Here is a 15,957-nt window from a genome sequence, read left to right as displayed (position 1 = left end):
CGCGGCTCTCCGATCGAAGCTAGCAATGCCGACGCACCATGTCAGGAGGTTCAACCGCAAATACCCGGAAAGGGTGGAGACCCGACCGCGACGATCACCAGGCCACCGGGAAATGGTGGCACCGGTGGATCGTCTCTCCTGCGGCAGCACCGGTCAGGGCCTGCGGATGTGACAGCGGCGGTGGTGAAGTAGGCCATCCGAGCCACACCGCGAGAGGATGGTTCCTTCGATCGGAGGGGCCACCATCGGTGTTCTGACTCCGAATCGTCATCCCGGTACACGTACGTGTGCTGAATCGCCGAATTGAGTTATGGGCACCAGGGAAATCGCGGCGGAAAAGCAAGTCCCGCTTCCGCTCAGCGGAGGTCTGAGGGGGGTCGACCTGCGAGCGGAAGCGGGAGAATAAGGTCGGTACGGGGGTCGCCTCGCGGCGAAAGGCACGACACGGCTCCAGCGTGACCGGCTTCTTCGGATGAGCACAGCCGTGAAGGCAAGGGGTGAGGCCCGGGGACACCGCCGTACCGACACCTTCTACAACGTCCCGCCGCCTCCGGTGTTCCGGCCGGCGAACGTGACGTCCGTCGCACGACGTGTCACTCGGGACGGCCGGCTGAGCGCGCGGGCCGGGACCGTGGCCGGTAGTCGTGTTCGCTCTCGATCTCGCCGTCAGGAGTGTGGACCACGTGGCCCACGCGGCGCTTCTTCGCGGCCTGGCGGCCCGCGACCACGGCGTCGACGCGCCGCGGGGAGGTGTTCGAGGCGCGGGTGCCGCCTTCGACCCGGTTCTTCCACAAGCCGTCCTCGTAGACGGTGTGCACGTCTCCTTCAGCCACGATCGTTCCCCTGGTCGGTTCGGCGCGGCGGGGTGAAATTCCTCGCCACCTCGTCTCGCGGCAACGCGATCTCCGTTTCCCTCAGTGAGCGCGCACCGCCAGGCAGCCCTCGCGCCGCTCGCCCCCCATGGCTTCCCGGGCAAACGGACGGTAAACCTCCGGCTCGTGCGCGACGGCGCCCCGGACCCCGCGGGCTCAGCGAGCCGCGAATGTCCGGCCACGTTCGCGATCGAAGGTCACCGCGATCTTCTCGCCGACGAGCGGGCACAGCCGCAGCGCCTCGCGGGTCACGGCGTCGTAGAGCGAATCGGTGGTGGCCCCCGGCAGGTACATCTCGACCGTCGCCCGCAGCTCGTAACCGCCGTCGCCCCGGGCGGCCAAGGTGACCTTCGCGGTGACGACGCTCTCGCCGGGCTCGACGTCCAGTGCGGTGGCGGCGATCGTCAGCGACTGGTGCAGGCAGGTGGCCAGCGCCGCGGCGTAGAGCCGCTCCGGGTTCAGCGGGTCCGCCGTGCCGTCGCCGCCGGCCTCACCGACCGGGTAGGTCAGGTCGCCGCGTCCGTCGACCCGGACGCTGCCGCGGCTCGATGTCGCCTCCGTCGTGGAGAGGTCTTCGACCCACGTGCGCCTCCGCTCGGCGGCTTCGGGGGCGTTCTGCGGCTGCGTGGGCTGGGACAAGGGAACTCCTCGGGAATGGGCGGGCGAACGGACCCGGATACCCCTGCGTAGCCAGGCGCACACGGGGTGTCGCCACACCTCACCCGGAAGATCAACCGACGCCCGGCGCCCGGCGCCTTCGCCGGGCGGGTGCTCATCCGCCGAACGCCACGAGCGCGTCGGCCCGGGTGTCGAAGACGCGCAGCAAGGTGCCGGTGAGACCGAGCAGCTCGAAGGTTCGCCGGTTGTGCCTGCCCGCCGCGACGTGCAGGACCACCGCGTCGTCGGCGGCGGCGTGCGCGAGCCGGACGATCTCGTTCACGCCGGTCGACGCCAGGAAACTGACGCCGGTCAGGTCGAGCACGAGCCGCCGGGGCCGCGCCGCGAGGATCACCGCGATCGCGTCGCGCGTGCGCGCGGTGGTCTCCAGGTCGAGCTCGCCGGTGAGGGCGATGACCAGCGTGGCCCGGTCGATCCACGTCGGCACGACCGCGACGTCCGACGCGCTCGCGACCGGCGCGTCGGCCAGGTGCAAGCAGGGCGCCAGCTCACGGCTGCCCAGCCAGGGCAGCAGCGCCGGGGTGACGTCGATGCGCAGGGCGACGTTTTCCCGTGCGCACGTGATCGCCAGCTCCTGCAGCTCCGCCGCCAGCACACCGTCGCAGGAAGTCACGGCGGTCAGCGTGACTCCAAGTGCCGCCGGTTCGGGTGACAGGGCGGTCAGCAGCGCGATCCGCAGGGTCTCGCGCAGCCGCGCGTGAGCCGCGGGACCGAGCGCCCCGGACATCACCACCCGCACCACGCCGGAGGCGGCCTGCGCAGGTGGCATCGTGATCGTCCAGGCGAGCTTCTCGCCCCCGTCGCCCATGCGGCCAGTCTGCCAGCGGCCCGCCCGATCGGCGCGCCGGCGAACCAGGGCCGGCCACGGGCCACGCCCTGGCGCAACGGCGTTCCCCCGGCGACCGCGGTGGACTCGCCGACCGGAGAACCCCCGGGGATGCCGCGCACAGGGGGCGCCGACAAGGGACGTCTCGGCCGCCTCACCAGGAGCCCCCATCGGCGCCGCCATCCCACCGAGCACGCCCGGCATACCCCGGCAGTCGGTCGTCGAGATACCGACATTTGGCGGTATCTCGGAGTCCGGCTTGTCTGATTGGATCCTCCCGAGCGTTTTACAACGTTGTAAAAGTGAAGGGGACCTCGCCCATGAGAAGAGCCGCTTCCGTCCTCCTCGCCCTGCTGGTGGGGCTGGGCGTGGCGTCGGGCACGCCGCCCGCGGGTGCCGCCGAGTCCGTGCACGGCTTGAAGGCCGAATACTTCACGATGTCGGCGCCGGGCGCGCGGGACTTCGCGAACCTGGCCGGTACCGCGCTCGACGGGGCGGTCGACCACCCGGACCTGACCTCGGTCTTCGGACTGGTCGCGGGGCGCACGGAGCACACGACCGCCCGGTGGACCGGGCAGCTCGCCGTGCCGCGGACCGGCGACTACACGTTCTCCGCCATCGGGGACAACGGGTTCCGGCTGTTCGTCGACGGCGCGCCGGTGATCGACCACTGGGTCGGGGACTGGGACACCGAACAGACCAGCGCGCCGATCACCCTGACCGCCGGCCGGCAGTACGCCTTCAAGCTGGAGATGTTCCAGGACACCGGCGGCGCCAACATGTTCCTGCGCTGGTCGAGCGCCGCCATCGCGAAGCAGATCGTGCCGCTGTCGGCGTTCACGCCGCCGGCCGACTACGCGATCGTGCCGCGCACGGCGGAAGTGTCCCCGGACGGTCGCACGCTCACGACCGGCTTCGACGGCCGGATCTCGGGGACGAGCGACCTGGCGGACCACCTGCGCATCGAGGTCGACGCGACGCCGATGCCGATCTCGTCGATCACGACGACCCGCACCGTGGCCACGATCCGGCTGGCCGAACGAGTCCTGAAGGGCCAGCGGGTCACGATCTACTACGACGGCGCCGGCGGTCTCGCGGTGAACGGCACGAAGGTCGGCAAGACCGGACGCACCGTCGCGAACGCGTCCACGGAACGGCTCCGGACGCCGTGGGGCGAGAACGTCGACACGCGTCACCCGTTGCCGGAGTACCCGCGGCCGCAACTCGAGCGCGACAAGTGGGTCAACCTCAACGGCCCGTGGGAGTTCTCCGCCGCCACGGAAGGCCAGCAGCCGGCGTTCGGCAAGCGGCTGCCCGAAAAGGTGGTCGTGCCCTACCCGATCGAGTCGCAGCTGTCCGGGGTCGAACGGCACGAGGACCACATGTTCTACCGCCGCACGGTCACCGTCCCGCGCGACTGGAAGATCGGCGGCGGGCAGCGCCTCAAGCTCAACTTCGGTGCGGTCGACTACCAGGCCAAGGTGTGGGTGAACGGCAAGCTCGTCGCCGAGCACACCGGCGGCTACACGGCGTTCGGCGCCGACATCACCGACGCGCTCAAGCGCGGCGACGAGCAGGAGATCGTCGTCGCCGTCACCGACACGACCGGCCCGTACCAGCCCAAGGGCAAGCAGTCCGCCAACCCCGGCGGCATCTTCTACACCCCGTCGTCGGGCATCTGGCAGACGGTGTGGCTGGAACCCGTGGCGGACAAGGGCATCGACGAGATCAAGACGACTCCCGACCTGACGACCAGCTCGCTGGCGCTCAACGTCAAGTCCGCGGGCAACGCCACCGTCACGGCGGTCGCCAAGGACGCGCGCGGCCGGCAGGTCGGCGCGGTCACCGGACCGGCCAACGCGAACCTGAAGCTGCCGGTGCCGAACCCGCACCTGTGGACGCCGGACGATCCGTACCTGTACCAGCTGGAGATCAAGCTGGGCGCCGACAAGGTGAAGAGCTACTTCGGCATGCGGTCCACCGGCATCACGAACATCGGTGGCACGCCGAAGCTGACGCTCAACGGCAAGCCGATCTTCCACCTGATGCAGCTGGACCAGGGCTTCTACCCCGACGGCCTGAACACCGCGCCGAGCGACGAGGCCCTCGTGTTCGACCTCAAGGCGCAGAAGGACCTCGGCTTCAACTCCGTCCGCAAGCACATCAAGGTCGAGCCCGCCCGCTGGTACTACCACGCGGACCGGCTGGGGCTGCTGGTGTGGCAGGACTTCGTGTCCGTCGAGGACGGCAACAACCCCGCGGCGCAGCAGGCGTGGCTCAGCCAAGGCCTGGAGGAGATGCACCAGCTGCAGAACTCCCCCTCCGTCTACGCCTGGATCGTGTTCAACGAGGGCTGGGGCGAGTGGGACAAGACCGCGACCGGCCGGATCACCGACCAGGTCAAGGCGGCCGACCCGAGCCGGATCGTCAACGCCCACAGCGGGGTGAACTGCTGCGCCTCCAAGGGTGACTCGGGCGCGGGTGACGTCATCGACCACCACGACTACAACAACACCGATCCGGCGCGTTCGGACGGCAGGCGCGTCGCGATGGACGGCGAGCACGGCGGCTTCACGCTGCGCACGCCGGGTCACCAGTGGCCGGGTGCGCCGATCGCGATCTACAGCGGTGTGGCGGACAAGGCGGCGCTGACGGCGAAGTACGTCGACAACACCCGCACGTTCTACCTCGGGCAGGCGCGGGCCGAGCTGTCGGCGTCGGTCTACACGCAGGTCACCGACCTGGAAGGGGAGCTCAACGGGCTTTGGACCTACGACCGCAAGCGCATCAAGGTCGACCCCGGTCCGGTCCGCGAGATCAACCGGCGGGTGATCGAGGCCGGCGCCGACGCGGGCAAGCCCTACCCGTACGCGGGCAAGGGTGAGTGGAAACTGGACGAACGCGGGGGAACCACCGCGAAGGACACCAGCGGCGGCCACAACCCCCTGACGCTCACCCCCACCGGCGCGGCCTTCAAGGACGGCGCGCTGCAGTTCACCGGCGGCTCCGCCGACACCTACGGACCGGTCGTCGACACGACCGGTGACTACACCGTGTCCGCGAAGGTGCGGCTCGACGCGCTGCCCGGCAACTACGCGACCGCGGTGAGCCAGGACGGCAGGGAGCGGGAAAGCCCGTTCTACCTGCAGTACGGGCAGGGCGCGTTCGCGTTCAGCACGCCCGGCGGCAACCGGGCCCGGTACGAGGTCGTGCCGGAGATCGGCCGCTGGTACGAGCTCACGGGTGTGCGGGCCGGCAACGAGATCCGGCTCTACGTGGACGGCGTACGGGTCGCGACGGCCCCGGCCGGGCCGGCGCTGGTCGGCACCGGCGCGTTCACGGTCGGGCGAGCCAAGTACGACGGCCGCAACGTCGACTTCTGGCCCGGCGCGGTCGACGAGGTCGGCGTGGCCGGCAAGGCGCTGACGGATACGGAGGTCGCCCAGCTCTCCTGATGCCCTCCCGTGACGCGGGTGCTGCGCTGCGAAGCGCGGCACCCGCGTCGCGGGCGCGTTCGGCGTGGTTACCCCTTCGCGTCGCGGTCCTGGGGCGAGGGCGTGGCCGACCACCCAAGCGCCGAGCCGGCCGCCGGCGGACGGCAGGTCGACGGTGATCGCATTGCCGGGCTGGTGATCGACCCCTGACCGGCCGGCCCGTGGTGGCCCTGTCGTCAGCCGGTCACGACGAAGTTGTCGAAGTTCAGGGTCACGGTGCCGCACGGCGGGGTTGTCGCGGCCGAAGGGTCGATCGTGATGGAGATCCGGTCGATGCCCGCGAGAGGACCGAACGACGACGGCACGGCGACGCTGGGCCCGGCGCCCAGTCCGACGTGCAGCGTGGCCATGACCTTGCCGGCTCCGAGGACGACGGTCACCGGGCCGCACAGTTTGGCTTTTTCGTCGACGCTCACCGTGCCCCGGAGGTACGGGCGGGACGGCGGGGTCCCGTGGGGGCGGAGGGTCATGACCAGTTCCCGGCGGCCGGCCGGTGAGCCGAGCGTGACGGGCACGTGCCGGCCGACGGTCGCGTCGGCGGTCTGCCCGTCCGGGGTGCCCTCGGCCGCCCAGGTCAGCTCGTAACCGTTCTCGGGGACGACCGGGCGGTCGTCGGCGGAGTCGGCGGACAGGTACAGGCTGAGCCCGATCGTGGCGGCGGCGACCAGGACGGCCGCGATCAGCAAGGCACGCCTCGCGATCAGGCGGGCTTTGCGGGATGTGCGGAAGAGCCGCGGCTTGGTCGCTTTCCGGAGCTGGTCGAGCTCTCGCCGAAGGTCACGGGCGGGATCGGGCCGGCGCCGGCTGGGCAGCCATCGAGCGCGGTTCGGAGCCGGGGAAGGCGGAAGGGGCGATGGGGTCGCCGGGCGGTTGACGTCGGCGAGGGAGACAGCCTGGTGGGCACCACCGTCCGGCTCCGGCGCGGCCAGCTTCAGCGCGGCCACCGCCGACCCGGCCGGCTCAGGCGCGGCCACGGCCGACCCGGTCGGCTCAGGCGCGGCCATGGCCGACCCGGTCGGCTTAGGCGCGGCCATGGCCGACCCGGTCGGCTTAGGCGCGGCCACCCCCGACCCGGTCGGCTCCGGCGCGGCCACCCCCGACCCGGTCGGCTCCGGCGCGGGCGGCTCCGAGGCCGGGCCAGGCCCCGCTCCGGCCGGCTCCGGCTCCGGCGCGGTCAGCTCCAGCGAGGGCGACCGGGATGCGGCCAGCTCAGGCGCGGCCGACTCCGGCGCGGCCACCGCCGACCCGGTCGGCTCAAGCACGGCCACCGCCGACCCGGCCGGCTCCGGCGCGGGCGGCTCCGGTGCCGCCGGCGGGAGCGTCCGGGTGCGCTCGTCGTTCTCCAGCCTCCGCACCGTCTCGATGGCCGTGTGGTCGCCGGCCGCCGCTGAGTTGCGCAAGATCTTCCACGCCTCGGCGCGGAGGCCGGCGCGCTTGCTGAGCAGCGCCGCGCGCAGGTCCGGGTCCAGCTCGTGGGGCAACGACAGCCCCTTCCGGCTGTGCGCCAGGTACAGCGGCCCGCTGCTCCGGTCGTTGCGGGTCGGCGTCTGGTGGGGTGTCCGGGAGCGGACGCGCTCGTAGACGTAGTTGTACAGCTCCACCGCCTCGATCCGGCCGTCCGCGTCCAGGTCCGCGTCGCCGGTGCGCAATCCCGAAATGATCGCCTCGGTGAAGATCGACGGGATTTCCGGGCCGATCGGGGAATGGCCGGTTCCCGTCTCGAACGCGTGCTCGAGGTGGGTCGAGGCTGTCATCACCAGGCAACCGCGGCCCGATTTCGCCGACAGCTGGTCCACCACGTCGACCCGGGTTTCCGATTTGGGCACGTGCCCGGCGGGGAAAGCGCCGCTGAAACAGCAGTCGAGCCACAACACCACCTGCCGCGCGGGGCTGCGGTCCACTTCGTCGCGGACGAATTCCGCCGGCAGGCTGGTGGCGTTCAGCAGGCCGAGCCGGGTGTCGGTCGTCGCGAAGTGGAGGCGGCCGCGGGTGTCCTTCACGCCGTGCCCCAAAATGTGCAGCACCAGCAGGTCGTGCCGGGCGGCCTCGGTGAAGAACCGGCCGATGGCCACCCGGACCTCCTGGATGGACCCGTCGGCGACGACCTGCACCTCGAAGCCGCCGATGTCCGGATCCGCCAGCAACCGGGCCAGTTCGCCGGCTTCCGGCACCGGACCCCGCAACGGCTTCAGCCCGTGGTCCGCGTACTCGCCCGTCGCGACGAGCAGGGCCAGCCGCCGGCCGCCAGGGGTCACCGGAACACCCGCCCCGCCCCGCGCGCATGGGATATCGTGCGGGGCGTGACGGACATTTCGGTGACAGTCGTCGAGGACGATCCCGCGCTCGCCGACGAGCAGCTCCGGCAACTGCGCGAGGAACTGCTCGGGCTCGACGTGGATTCGGTCGAATTCGGCCCCGGCCGGACGCCGCCCGAAGGCGCGAAAGGGGTCGACGCCGCGACGTTGTCCCTCGTCGTCACCCTCAGCTCCTCCCCCGTGCTGATCATCCTCGGCCGTACCCTGCGCGATTGGGTCGGCCGGGCGAAAGACCGCTCCTTGATCATCCGCAAGGACGGCCGGTCGCTGGAAATCACCGGCGCCCGCAGTGCCCGTGATCAGAAACTGATCGAGGCTTTCCTGCGGGACGAGCAACTCTAACGCCCGGCGACCCCCCAGCCGCGCGAGGGCGCCGCGAACGCCTGCATCGGTTTGTCATCGTTTCGGGCGGGTAGTCACCAGCCAGTGTCCAAGCCCGACGCGAAGGATGTGCCCGATGCCCGCGTTGACCCGCGTACTCGGAGCGGCGACCGCCGCCTACAGCGCGACCATCATCGCCGCGCCGAAGGTGCTGGCGAAACCGTGCGGCCTGGTGTCCCCGGGCGGTGAGGTCGCCAAGGAGGTGCGGACGCTGATCGGCGGGATCGGTGCCCGCGACGCCGCCATCGGCCTCGCCATGGTGTTCGCCCCGCCCGGCCGGCCCCTGCAGACGGCCCTCGCCGCCCGGGTGGCCTCCGACGCCGCGGACGCGCTGGTCTTCGGCACCGGCCTGCCCGAGCGCTCGGCCCGGAAGAAGGTCGCGGTGTTCGCCGCCGCCTGGGCCGCGCTCTGTGCCGCCTCCGCCCTTCTCCCCTGACGTCGTGTCTCGCCCCCACTCCCCCGGAGCGTCATGCACAGCCGCCTGAAACCGCCGAGGACCACCGGCCGGGTCGTGCTCGTCGTCGGCGCCACCAGCGGGATCGGCTTGGCCGCCGCGGTCGCGTTCGCGGGCCGGGCCGACAACCTCGTCCTCGTCTCCCGCAGCGCCGAAGCGCTCGACGCCGCGGAAGCGGCCTGCCGGCGTGCCGGAGCCGGCGCGGTGGACACGATCGCCGAGGACCTCACCGACCCCGCGGCCGCCGCCCGGCTCGTCGCCCGGACCCTGGAGCGGCACGGGCGGATCGACGTCGTCGTGCACACCGCGGCGGTGATGGGGTACGGCAGCGTGGAGGCGATGCCGGCCGAGGTGTTCACCACCGTCGTCGACACGGCCGTCCACGGCACCGTCCACCTCGCCCGCGCGGTGCTCCCGGTCCTGCGCAGCCAGCGCGCGGGCACCTTCATCGGCGTCAACTCGCTGCTGGGTTCGATCACTGTTCCGCAGATGGGCGCCTACGCGGTGTCGAAATGGGGCCAGCGTGCGGTGCTGCGCACCCTGCAGCAGGAAACGCGCGACGAGCCCGGGGTGTCGGTCTGCATCGTCAGCCCCGGCAGCATCAACACCCCCATCTACTACCGGGCGGCCAACTACACCGGTCACGCCGCCCGGCCCCCGTGGCCGGTCCTGTCCCCCGAACGGGTGGCCACCGCGATCACCCGGCTGGCTGATCGGCCCCGCCGGCACGTGTCGGTGCCGATCGGGCCGGGCAACCCCCTCATCATCAGCGGCTTCCGGCTGCTGCCCCGGCTGTATGACCGGCTGGTCGGGCCCCTGCTGCGGCTGGCCGTGCTCACCCGCGAACGGGTGGGGCCCACGGCCGGAACCGTGCACCACCCGGCGCCCGCCGGGGAACGCGTCCACGGCCGCTGGCCGGCCCCGGCCCCCGAACAGGAGACGACCATGCCGTCCGACACCCCGGTGGTGCACTCATGACCGCGCCCGGACCGGAACCCGACGAGGTGCCGGGCCTGGAGCGCGGCGGCTCGGTCACCCCGGGCGACACCCCGCCCGACGCCGGGCAGACCTCCGGCCTGTCCCACCCGCAGCCGATGCCGTCGAAGAAGGGGCCGGTTCTCGCGCTCGTCATCATCGGGATCATCGTGCTCGGCGTGGCCGTGTTCTTCGTGCTGCGAGCCATCGATCTCCTGGACTGATCCCCGGGCTCAAGTCCAGTACAGCGCCCGGGCCGCGGGCAGCCGTTCCGCCAGCGCACGGTCGAACCACGTACGCAGCTCGGCCATGTCTTCACGGCGGTAGACGTACTTGACCGCGCCGTACTTGCCGAACTTGCGCGAGCGCCGCTCCGGATCCATCTCGAGCTTCGTGTTCGGGTACCAGCCGGTCAGCACCTCGCGGCTGCCGGGGGTGAACCGGTGGGTGATGCACTCGACGGTGAGGTCGAGGCCGGGCACGCCGTCGAGCTCCGCGGCCGCCGCGTCGAGCAGCGCGCCGTACTCCTCCCGCCAGCCGGGCACGGGCATGATCGGCGCGATCGTCAGGCCGGCGGGATAGCCGGCGCGGGCCAGCCTGCCGAGCCCGGCCAGCCGCACGGCCACCGGATCGGTGCCGCCCTCGAAGCGGCCGGCCACGCCCGCGGCGTTGACCGAGACGCGGATCCGCGTCCGGCCGCTGTGCGGCAGGCCGAGCAGCGGCTCGACCCCGCCGAACTTCGTCGTGGCGCGCAGCTGGACCGGGCCGCCGAAGTCGTGGGTGCCCGCGTGCGCGATCGTGGCCGCGAGGCTGCCGGTGACGTGCTCGATGCCGAGCGGGTCGGTGTAGCACGACGCCTCGAACGTCGTGCCCTCGTGCGCGCGTCCGGCCGTGCCGGAGGTGACCCCGCCGCGCCCGACGTAGGCGTCCATCCCGGCGAGGATCTCGTCGAGGTCGGCGTAGACGCGCGTGACGGGCGGACCGGAGAGCGAGCCGGCCAGGTAGCAGTACTGGCAGTGCGCCGGGCAGCCTTCGGCGAGGTCGAGACGCCAGTCGGCGCTGGGCGGGATCGGCTGGAGCTTCCGCTTCGAGGGCGGGCTGACGACCACGGCGAGCGTCGACTTGGCCCGGGCGTAGGTGGCGCGCTCGTCATCGCCCCGCAAGCCGGTGATGCGGTCGGAGCGCAGGAAGTCGATATCGCCGACGCCCGCGGCCTCGCAGCGCGCCACGATCTCGGCGGCGTGCGGGCGTTCGGCCGCCGAGCGCGTCACGACGACGTGCTTCGGAGTCCACAACCGGGTGCGGGACTGCGGTGAAGGAACCATTGCCTTGTTCAACGCCGCGCTCGAGGCGGTGCATACCGCAGGCCGAGTTGACGCCGGCCACAGCGATCACGACGGCTGCGCGTCAGCGTCTCCGCACGGACCGATCCGGCTCGGACTGGGCGTAGCCGGCGATCAGGGCCGCGGTGAGAGCGGGCACGGCCCACTGCACCCAGCCCAGGCCGCGCTCGGCGCGCACCAGGCGCCGGTGGCGTTGCGCGTCCAGGTCGGCCTCGGTGGTCACGCCGTCGCCGTCGAGGGCCGCGTGCTGGATCTGCTTGCCGACGACGTAGCTGTAGGTGGACGCGGCCATGGCCGCCACGGTGGTCACCGCCTTGATCGCGGTCGCCGGGTCCGGCACGCGCCCGCGGCCGGCGAACCGTGGGAGCCGGGTGTGGCCGCGCCGGAGCTTGAGCGTGCCGGCGACGCCGACGAGGTGCAGGGCGATGGCACCGGCTCCGACGGGTGTCCACCGGGACCAGCCGGTGCTGGTGATCCGCGCCGCCGCCACCCGATCCGCGGCGTGCGCCGCGGTCCCGTTGAGCCCGACCGCGCCCATCAGCGATCCGCCCAGCCACACGGCCAACCCCAGGTCCCGCGCACCGCGCCAGGCCATCTCGCTCTTCATCGGCACTCCCTGCCCTTCGACTGCCGTCGCGGAGCCGGGTACCCGCGAACCGGGCGCGAGTACCCGGCTGGGGCCGGCCGAACCGTCGGCTCGCCGCATCCGGCCCGAGGCCCCGGGGCAGGCGCTCGAACAGCCGGGTCGGCGTCGCGCTCGGAGAGGAGGGCGAAGAAGCGGCGGCGTGTTCCGGGGCGGCCGCCTCGATCGCGTCGCGGCCGGCGGGGCTGATGCGCACCATCGCGCCCCGCGTCGTCGGCCGGCCTCGTCGGCGAACACCTCGACCGAGCCGCCGGGCTCCCCCACGTCTTCTGCCGGGAACTCCAGCTCGGCCGTGGCAGGCAGCCGGCCGCGGCACCGGCTCACAGGTGGAAGTGGGCGCGGACGGTGGTGCTGCGGGTGCCGGTGTGGAGGCGTACCAGGTCGGCGATGTGGTTGACGAGCAGCAGGCCGCGCTGCCGGTACTGGCCGGGCGCGGCCGGGCGCCGTCCGGCCAGCGGGTCGGTCATGGTGCCCTGGTCGTGGACCTCGCAGACGAACTGGCCCTCGGCCGTCCAGATGCGGAGCCTGCCGGTGCCGCCGCCGTGGTCGATGCTGTTGGTCGCCAGTTCGGTGACGACCAGTTCGACGTCGGCGGTCCGGTCGTCGGTCAGGCCCGCCCGCAGGGCGTGGGTGCGCGCGAGGAAGCGGGCTTCGGCGAGGTTGGCGGCGTCGACGGTGAGCTCGGCGGCGTCGGCGGGTTCGGGCAGCGGCCGGTTGTAGCCGGCGATGATCCGCTCCGGGTCGTAGCCGGTGCTGGCTCGCTCGCCGTCGCCGTCGATGAGCAGCGGGTGGGTCGCTTCGGCGTCGGCCAGCACGTCCGGCGCCAGGTTCCGGGTGTCGTACGGACAGAGGATGGTGACGTCCCGGCCGGTGAAGGCGTGGTTGATCAGGGCCTCGTGCTGGACGCACGCCGGGTATTCCTCGTCGGTGCGCGCCGGCCAGATCGGTTCGCCGATGATGCGGACCGGCGCGCCGGGATGGGTGTCGGCGAAGGCGAGCAGCACGCCGGGGATGATGCGGCCCGGGTTGCGGCCGGCGGCGGTCATGTCCATCAGCCGGACCTGCTCGGCGTCGGCGCCGAGCTCGGCGCGCAGCAACGCGAGGTTCGGGCCGGGAACGGCCACCGCGACCGGTTCTCCCGCGGCGAGCCCGGACCGGATGAACGGGACGGTGCCGGCCAGGTACTCGCCGGCATCCCGGTAGAACAGGGCAGGGTGGACGAACGGCTCGGCGCCGGCGGTGTCGACCGACGTGCTCATGACGTCTCCTGTTCTTCGATCACGAGCGACGCCGGCCCGTCCGGGCACAGCACCGCGAGCACCCTGCGCAGGCTCCTCGGCGGCCGGGTGATGGTGAGAGGGGCGGCGGCGTCCGCGGCGGCGATCAGCATGGACGTGCCGCGGGTGTCGATGAACGACAGCTCGGACAGATCCAGCCGGACGGGCGGCCCGCTCGCCGTCGCCGTCTCCAGCGCCTTGCGCCAGATTTCGCGGGTGCCGAGGTCGACCGCGCCGATCACCCGCAGGCCACCCCCACCGGGCAACCGGACCACCCGCAACTGGCTGGTGTGCAAGTCGCTCACCCACCGCAGCTTACCCTGGGCGCCGGCTCCCGTCCGGCCATGCCTCGGCACACCCGTCGGCCGGGCTTGGTGACCCCCGAACGCCTCGATGGGACGTTCCGCGGCGGAATCACTCCGCGTCGATGACTTGGTGCGGTCGGCTTTCCAGTTCCTTCGGGGTGCGGTCGAGCCTGCTGATTTCCTCGGTCCGGCGCGGCGGGCGGTCGTTGGCGATCAGCACCGCCATCCACGGCAAGGGCACCGAAACGGCCAGCACGGCCAGCGCGAGCCACCAGGTGCCGTGGAAGATCCCGGCGAGCACCAGGCACGGGATCCGGCACGACATCATCAGCAGGTACTTGCGCTTCCGCGCGGCGAGCTGGTCGTCGTACGAACGTGCGGCTCCGGTGATCAGCACCGGGGCCCGGTTCGTGGTCATGGTGGGGTCCTTCCCGCCGTCGGGATCGCCGCTTACCGCTTTTCCGGTCGCACAAACGCACCGGCGTGGTCCCGCCTCCGCTCAGCGGAGGTCCGAGGGGGGTCGACCTGCGAGCGGAGGCGGGAGAATGGGGCCGGTACGGGGTCGCCTCGCGGCGAAAGGCACGACACGGCTTCAGCGTGACCGGCTTCTTCGGATGGGCCGAGCCGTGAAGGCGAGGGGGTGAGGCCCGGGGACACCGCCGTACCGACACCCTGTACAACGTCCCGCCGCCGCCGGTGTTCCGGCCGCCGCCCCGCACCCGACGTGACGTCCATCGCTTCCCGTGGTGGTGCCCGGGTTTAGCGCCGCCGACGCCGGGAAAGCCCTTTCTTCCGTCAATTCCCGCTGTCCGGGCGCCCGTTCCGTGGTTCCGCTCGGCTTCCGGTGTGCTGCGAGGAACCGATGACCCGAACCGACGAGACGGCCACGCCACCCCGGTGGACCGTTTCCCTGCTGCTACTGGTCGTCCTGGCGGACCAGGTGAGCAAGTGGTGGGCCTGGCGGGAGGTTCCCCGGGCGCACATCAACTTCGGCGGCAACCCGCTCGTCGGCCCGGTCGTCGGCGGGTGGTACGCCGACCCGGTGGCCGGGGCGGTGCTCGACCTCGCCGGCGGTGCGATCCTGGTCGTGGCGGTGCTGCTTCTCCTGCGCCGCCGGCACCCGGTGCTGCTGCTGGCTCCGGCGGCCCTCGCGATCGGCGGCTGGGCCGGCAACCTCCTCGACCGCCTCGGCCTGCACCACCTCACCGCGCCGGGCAGCGTCCGCGGCGCCGTCGACTTCATCGCCGTCGGCGGCTACTTCTTCAACGTCGCGGACTTCTTCATCGTCGGGGGCACCCTGGTGTTCACCCTCGCCTGCGCCTACCGGTGGGCGGTCCGCGCCACGACCGAGGGGCCCCGCCCCCGGCTCCGGCTGCCCGCCCCGGCGCGCATCGCGACCGCCACCGGCGCGGTCGCCCTCGTGGCCACGGTGACGCTCGGCGCTGCCCACTACGGCGGAACGACCCATCCCCCCGGCTTCGCCCGGACGTCGGCGACCCGGTGATCCGCGGCCATGCGAGACCGAGATTTTCCCAGGACAGGAGCGGCGATGCGCGGCGATTCGAGCCACGAACACGGAAACTTGCCGATGCGGTCGCCGGCCGGGAGCCGGGACGAGCCGGAACTCGAGGAAGCGTTCGACCGGATCGTCGGCGAAGGCCGCGACCGGCTCGGACGTCCCTTGCTCCCGCTGGTGGCCACCGGCCTGCTCGGCGGCGTCGACGTCGCCGTGGGCGTCCTGGCCTATCTGGTGGTCGAGCACGAGACCGGCCGGCCGCTGCTGGCCTCGGTCGCGTTCACGATCGGGTTCATCGCACTGCTGCTGGCGCGCAGTGAGCTGTTCACCGAGAACTTCCTCGTCCCGGTCACCGCGCTGGCGGCCGGAAAAGGTACCTGGCCGCGGCTGCTGCGGTTGTGGCTGGTCACCCTCGTCGCGAACCTGGCCGGGGGCTTCGTGATGGCCGGCATGATCGTCGTCGCGTTGCCCCACCTTCGTGACACCGCCGCCGCGAACGGTCTGCACTACGCCACGCTGGGCGTGTCCTGGCGCTCGCTGCTGCTGGCTGTGCTGGCCGGCGCGGTGATCACGCTCATGACCCGGATGCAGCACGCGAGCGACGATCTGGGAGTGAAGATCATCGCCGCGGTGGCCATGTCCTTCCTGCTCGTCGGAGCACAGCTGTTCCACTCCGTGCTCGACTCGATCATCATGTTCGCCGGCTTGCTGAGCGGCTCGGCCCGCTACTCGTGGGGTGCCTGGGCCCTCGCACTGGCCTGGTCGTCGCTGGGCAACATCCTCGGCGGCATCGGCCTGGTCACCTCCATCCGGCTGCTCCGGGTGTCGCACCGGGTCGAAGAGGCACAGGACGACCCCGCCTGACCCGCGGTCGCCTT

Annotated in this window: 16 protein-coding genes; 7 read left to right on the top strand and 9 right to left on the bottom strand. The window is 72.2% G+C overall.

The window, feature by feature from the left end; all coding sequences use genetic code 11:
* Window positions 1-593 precede the first annotated feature (593 nt).
* The 3 genes from DV20_RS08620 to DV20_RS42980 form a co-directional block, all read right to left on the bottom strand.
* Window positions 594-833, bottom strand: coding sequence for a DUF2188 domain-containing protein (locus DV20_RS08620; RefSeq protein ID WP_043778130.1), 240 nt, complete (start codon window positions 831-833; stop codon window positions 594-596).
* Window positions 834-1,028: 195 nt separating this feature from the next.
* The gene (locus DV20_RS08615; RefSeq protein ID WP_084093381.1) at window positions 1,029-1,511 is read right to left on the bottom strand and encodes an OsmC family protein; all 483 of its coding nucleotides are present in this window, start codon (window positions 1,509-1,511) and stop codon (window positions 1,029-1,031) included.
* 133 nt (window positions 1,512-1,644) lie between these two features.
* Window positions 1,645-2,358 (bottom strand): STAS domain-containing protein, encoded by a 714-nt coding sequence (locus tag DV20_RS42980; protein ID WP_051735856.1) that lies wholly within the window; start codon window positions 2,356-2,358, stop codon window positions 1,645-1,647.
* A 338-nt stretch (window positions 2,359-2,696) separates the two neighbouring features.
* Here DV20_RS42980 and DV20_RS08605 point away from each other — a divergent pair, with 338 nt between their 5' ends.
* A complete protein-coding gene (locus DV20_RS08605) occupies window positions 2,697-5,831 on the top strand; it encodes a glycoside hydrolase family 2 (protein WP_043778128.1) in 3,135 nt (1,044 codons plus the stop codon).
* Between the two features lie 215 nt (window positions 5,832-6,046).
* Here DV20_RS08605 and DV20_RS42975 read toward each other — a convergent pair whose 3' ends face one another.
* Window positions 6,047-8,125 (bottom strand): caspase family protein, encoded by a 2,079-nt coding sequence (locus tag DV20_RS42975; protein ID WP_051735855.1) that lies wholly within the window; start codon window positions 8,123-8,125, stop codon window positions 6,047-6,049.
* Window positions 8,126-8,170: 45 nt separating this feature from the next.
* On the opposite strand from DV20_RS42975, the gene DV20_RS44775 reads away from it, so the two are divergent.
* From DV20_RS44775 to DV20_RS08580, 4 genes are all read left to right on the top strand, one after another.
* Window positions 8,171-8,527, top strand: a complete 357-nt coding sequence (locus tag DV20_RS44775) for an effector-associated constant component EACC1 (RefSeq protein ID WP_051735854.1) — start codon at window positions 8,171-8,173, stop codon at window positions 8,525-8,527.
* Between the two features lie 115 nt (window positions 8,528-8,642).
* On the top strand, window positions 8,643-9,002 hold the full coding sequence (locus DV20_RS08590; protein WP_043778126.1) for a hypothetical protein: 360 nt from the start codon (window positions 8,643-8,645) through the stop codon (window positions 9,000-9,002).
* Between the two features lie 33 nt (window positions 9,003-9,035).
* Window positions 9,036-9,998, top strand: a complete 963-nt coding sequence (locus DV20_RS08585) for an SDR family NAD(P)-dependent oxidoreductase (RefSeq protein WP_063607784.1) — start codon at window positions 9,036-9,038, stop codon at window positions 9,996-9,998.
* Window positions 9,995-10,219 carry a DUF6480 family protein gene (locus DV20_RS08580; protein WP_043778124.1) on the top strand — a complete coding sequence of 75 codons (225 nt, stop codon included), beginning with the start codon at window positions 9,995-9,997 and terminating at the stop codon, window positions 10,217-10,219. Before DV20_RS08585 ends, DV20_RS08580 begins: the two co-directional genes overlap by 4 nt.
* Window positions 10,220-10,228: 9 nt before the next feature.
* Here DV20_RS08580 and DV20_RS08575 read toward each other — a convergent pair whose 3' ends face one another.
* The 5 genes from DV20_RS08575 to DV20_RS08555 all read right to left on the bottom strand — a co-directional run bounded on the left by DV20_RS08575 (window position 10,229) and on the right by DV20_RS08555 (window position 13,981).
* Window positions 10,229-11,320, bottom strand: coding sequence for a spore photoproduct lyase family protein (locus tag DV20_RS08575; protein WP_043778122.1), 1,092 nt, complete (start codon window positions 11,318-11,320; stop codon window positions 10,229-10,231).
* 82 nt (window positions 11,321-11,402) lie between these two features.
* Window positions 11,403-11,945 (bottom strand): hypothetical protein, encoded by a 543-nt coding sequence (locus DV20_RS08570; protein ID WP_152603660.1) that lies wholly within the window; start codon window positions 11,943-11,945, stop codon window positions 11,403-11,405.
* A 356-nt stretch (window positions 11,946-12,301) separates the two neighbouring features.
* Window positions 12,302-13,240, bottom strand: a complete 939-nt coding sequence (locus DV20_RS08565; protein ID WP_043778120.1) for a sensor histidine kinase — start codon at window positions 13,238-13,240, stop codon at window positions 12,302-12,304.
* Complete coding sequence (locus DV20_RS08560; RefSeq protein WP_235190748.1) at window positions 13,237-13,563, bottom strand: STAS domain-containing protein; 327 nt, start codon at window positions 13,561-13,563, stop codon at window positions 13,237-13,239. Before DV20_RS08560 ends, DV20_RS08565 begins: the two co-directional genes overlap by 4 nt.
* 109 nt (window positions 13,564-13,672) lie before the next feature.
* Entirely contained in the window at window positions 13,673-13,981 is a 309-nt protein-coding gene (locus tag DV20_RS08555; RefSeq protein WP_043778114.1) for a DUF3099 domain-containing protein, read from the bottom strand.
* Between the two features lie 444 nt (window positions 13,982-14,425).
* Here DV20_RS08555 and DV20_RS08550 point away from each other — a divergent pair, with 444 nt between their 5' ends.
* Both DV20_RS08550 and DV20_RS08545 read left to right on the top strand, forming a co-directional pair.
* A complete protein-coding gene (locus DV20_RS08550; protein WP_043778113.1) occupies window positions 14,426-15,067 on the top strand; it encodes a signal peptidase II in 642 nt (213 codons plus the stop codon).
* Window positions 15,068-15,151: 84 nt separating this feature from the next.
* Window positions 15,152-15,943: a formate/nitrite transporter family protein gene (locus DV20_RS08545; protein WP_043778188.1), complete on the top strand. Its 792-nt coding sequence runs from the start codon at window positions 15,152-15,154 to the stop codon at window positions 15,941-15,943.
* Window positions 15,944-15,957: the final 14 nt, after the last annotated feature.

The sequence above is a fragment of the Amycolatopsis rifamycinica genome (assembly GCF_000695625.1).
GTDB classification, from domain to species: Bacteria; Actinomycetota; Actinomycetes; order Mycobacteriales; family Pseudonocardiaceae; genus Amycolatopsis; species Amycolatopsis rifamycinica.
The sequence above is the reverse complement of the archived record's forward strand: the minus strand, read 5'-3'. Positions and strand labels throughout refer to the sequence as shown.

Excerpts from the sequence above, each read along its gene's own strand:
- DV20_RS42980 (WP_051735856.1), bottom strand. The coding sequence starts at position 2,358 with ATGGGCGACGGGGGCGAGAAGCTCGCCTGGACGATCACGATGCCACCT.
- DV20_RS08605 (WP_043778128.1), top strand. The coding sequence starts at position 2,697 with ATGAGAAGAGCCGCTTCCGTCCTCCTCGCCCTGCTGGTGGGGCTGGGC.
- DV20_RS08590 (WP_043778126.1), top strand. The coding sequence starts at position 8,643 with ATGCCCGCGTTGACCCGCGTACTCGGAGCGGCGACCGCCGCCTACAGC.
- DV20_RS08585 (WP_063607784.1), top strand. The coding sequence starts at position 9,036 with ATGCACAGCCGCCTGAAACCGCCGAGGACCACCGGCCGGGTCGTGCTC.
- DV20_RS08580 (WP_043778124.1), top strand. The coding sequence starts at position 9,995 with ATGACCGCGCCCGGACCGGAACCCGACGAGGTGCCGGGCCTGGAGCGC.
- DV20_RS08575 (WP_043778122.1), bottom strand. The coding sequence starts at position 11,320 with ATGGTTCCTTCACCGCAGTCCCGCACCCGGTTGTGGACTCCGAAGCAC.
- DV20_RS08570 (WP_152603660.1), bottom strand. The coding sequence starts at position 11,945 with ATGAAGAGCGAGATGGCCTGGCGCGGTGCGCGGGACCTGGGGTTGGCC.
- DV20_RS08565 (WP_043778120.1), bottom strand. The coding sequence starts at position 13,240 with ATGAGCACGTCGGTCGACACCGCCGGCGCCGAGCCGTTCGTCCACCCT.
- DV20_RS08555 (WP_043778114.1), bottom strand. The coding sequence starts at position 13,981 with ATGACCACGAACCGGGCCCCGGTGCTGATCACCGGAGCCGCACGTTCG.
- DV20_RS08550 (WP_043778113.1), top strand. The coding sequence starts at position 14,426 with ATGACCCGAACCGACGAGACGGCCACGCCACCCCGGTGGACCGTTTCC.
- DV20_RS08545 (WP_043778188.1), top strand. The coding sequence starts at position 15,152 with ATGCGGTCGCCGGCCGGGAGCCGGGACGAGCCGGAACTCGAGGAAGCG.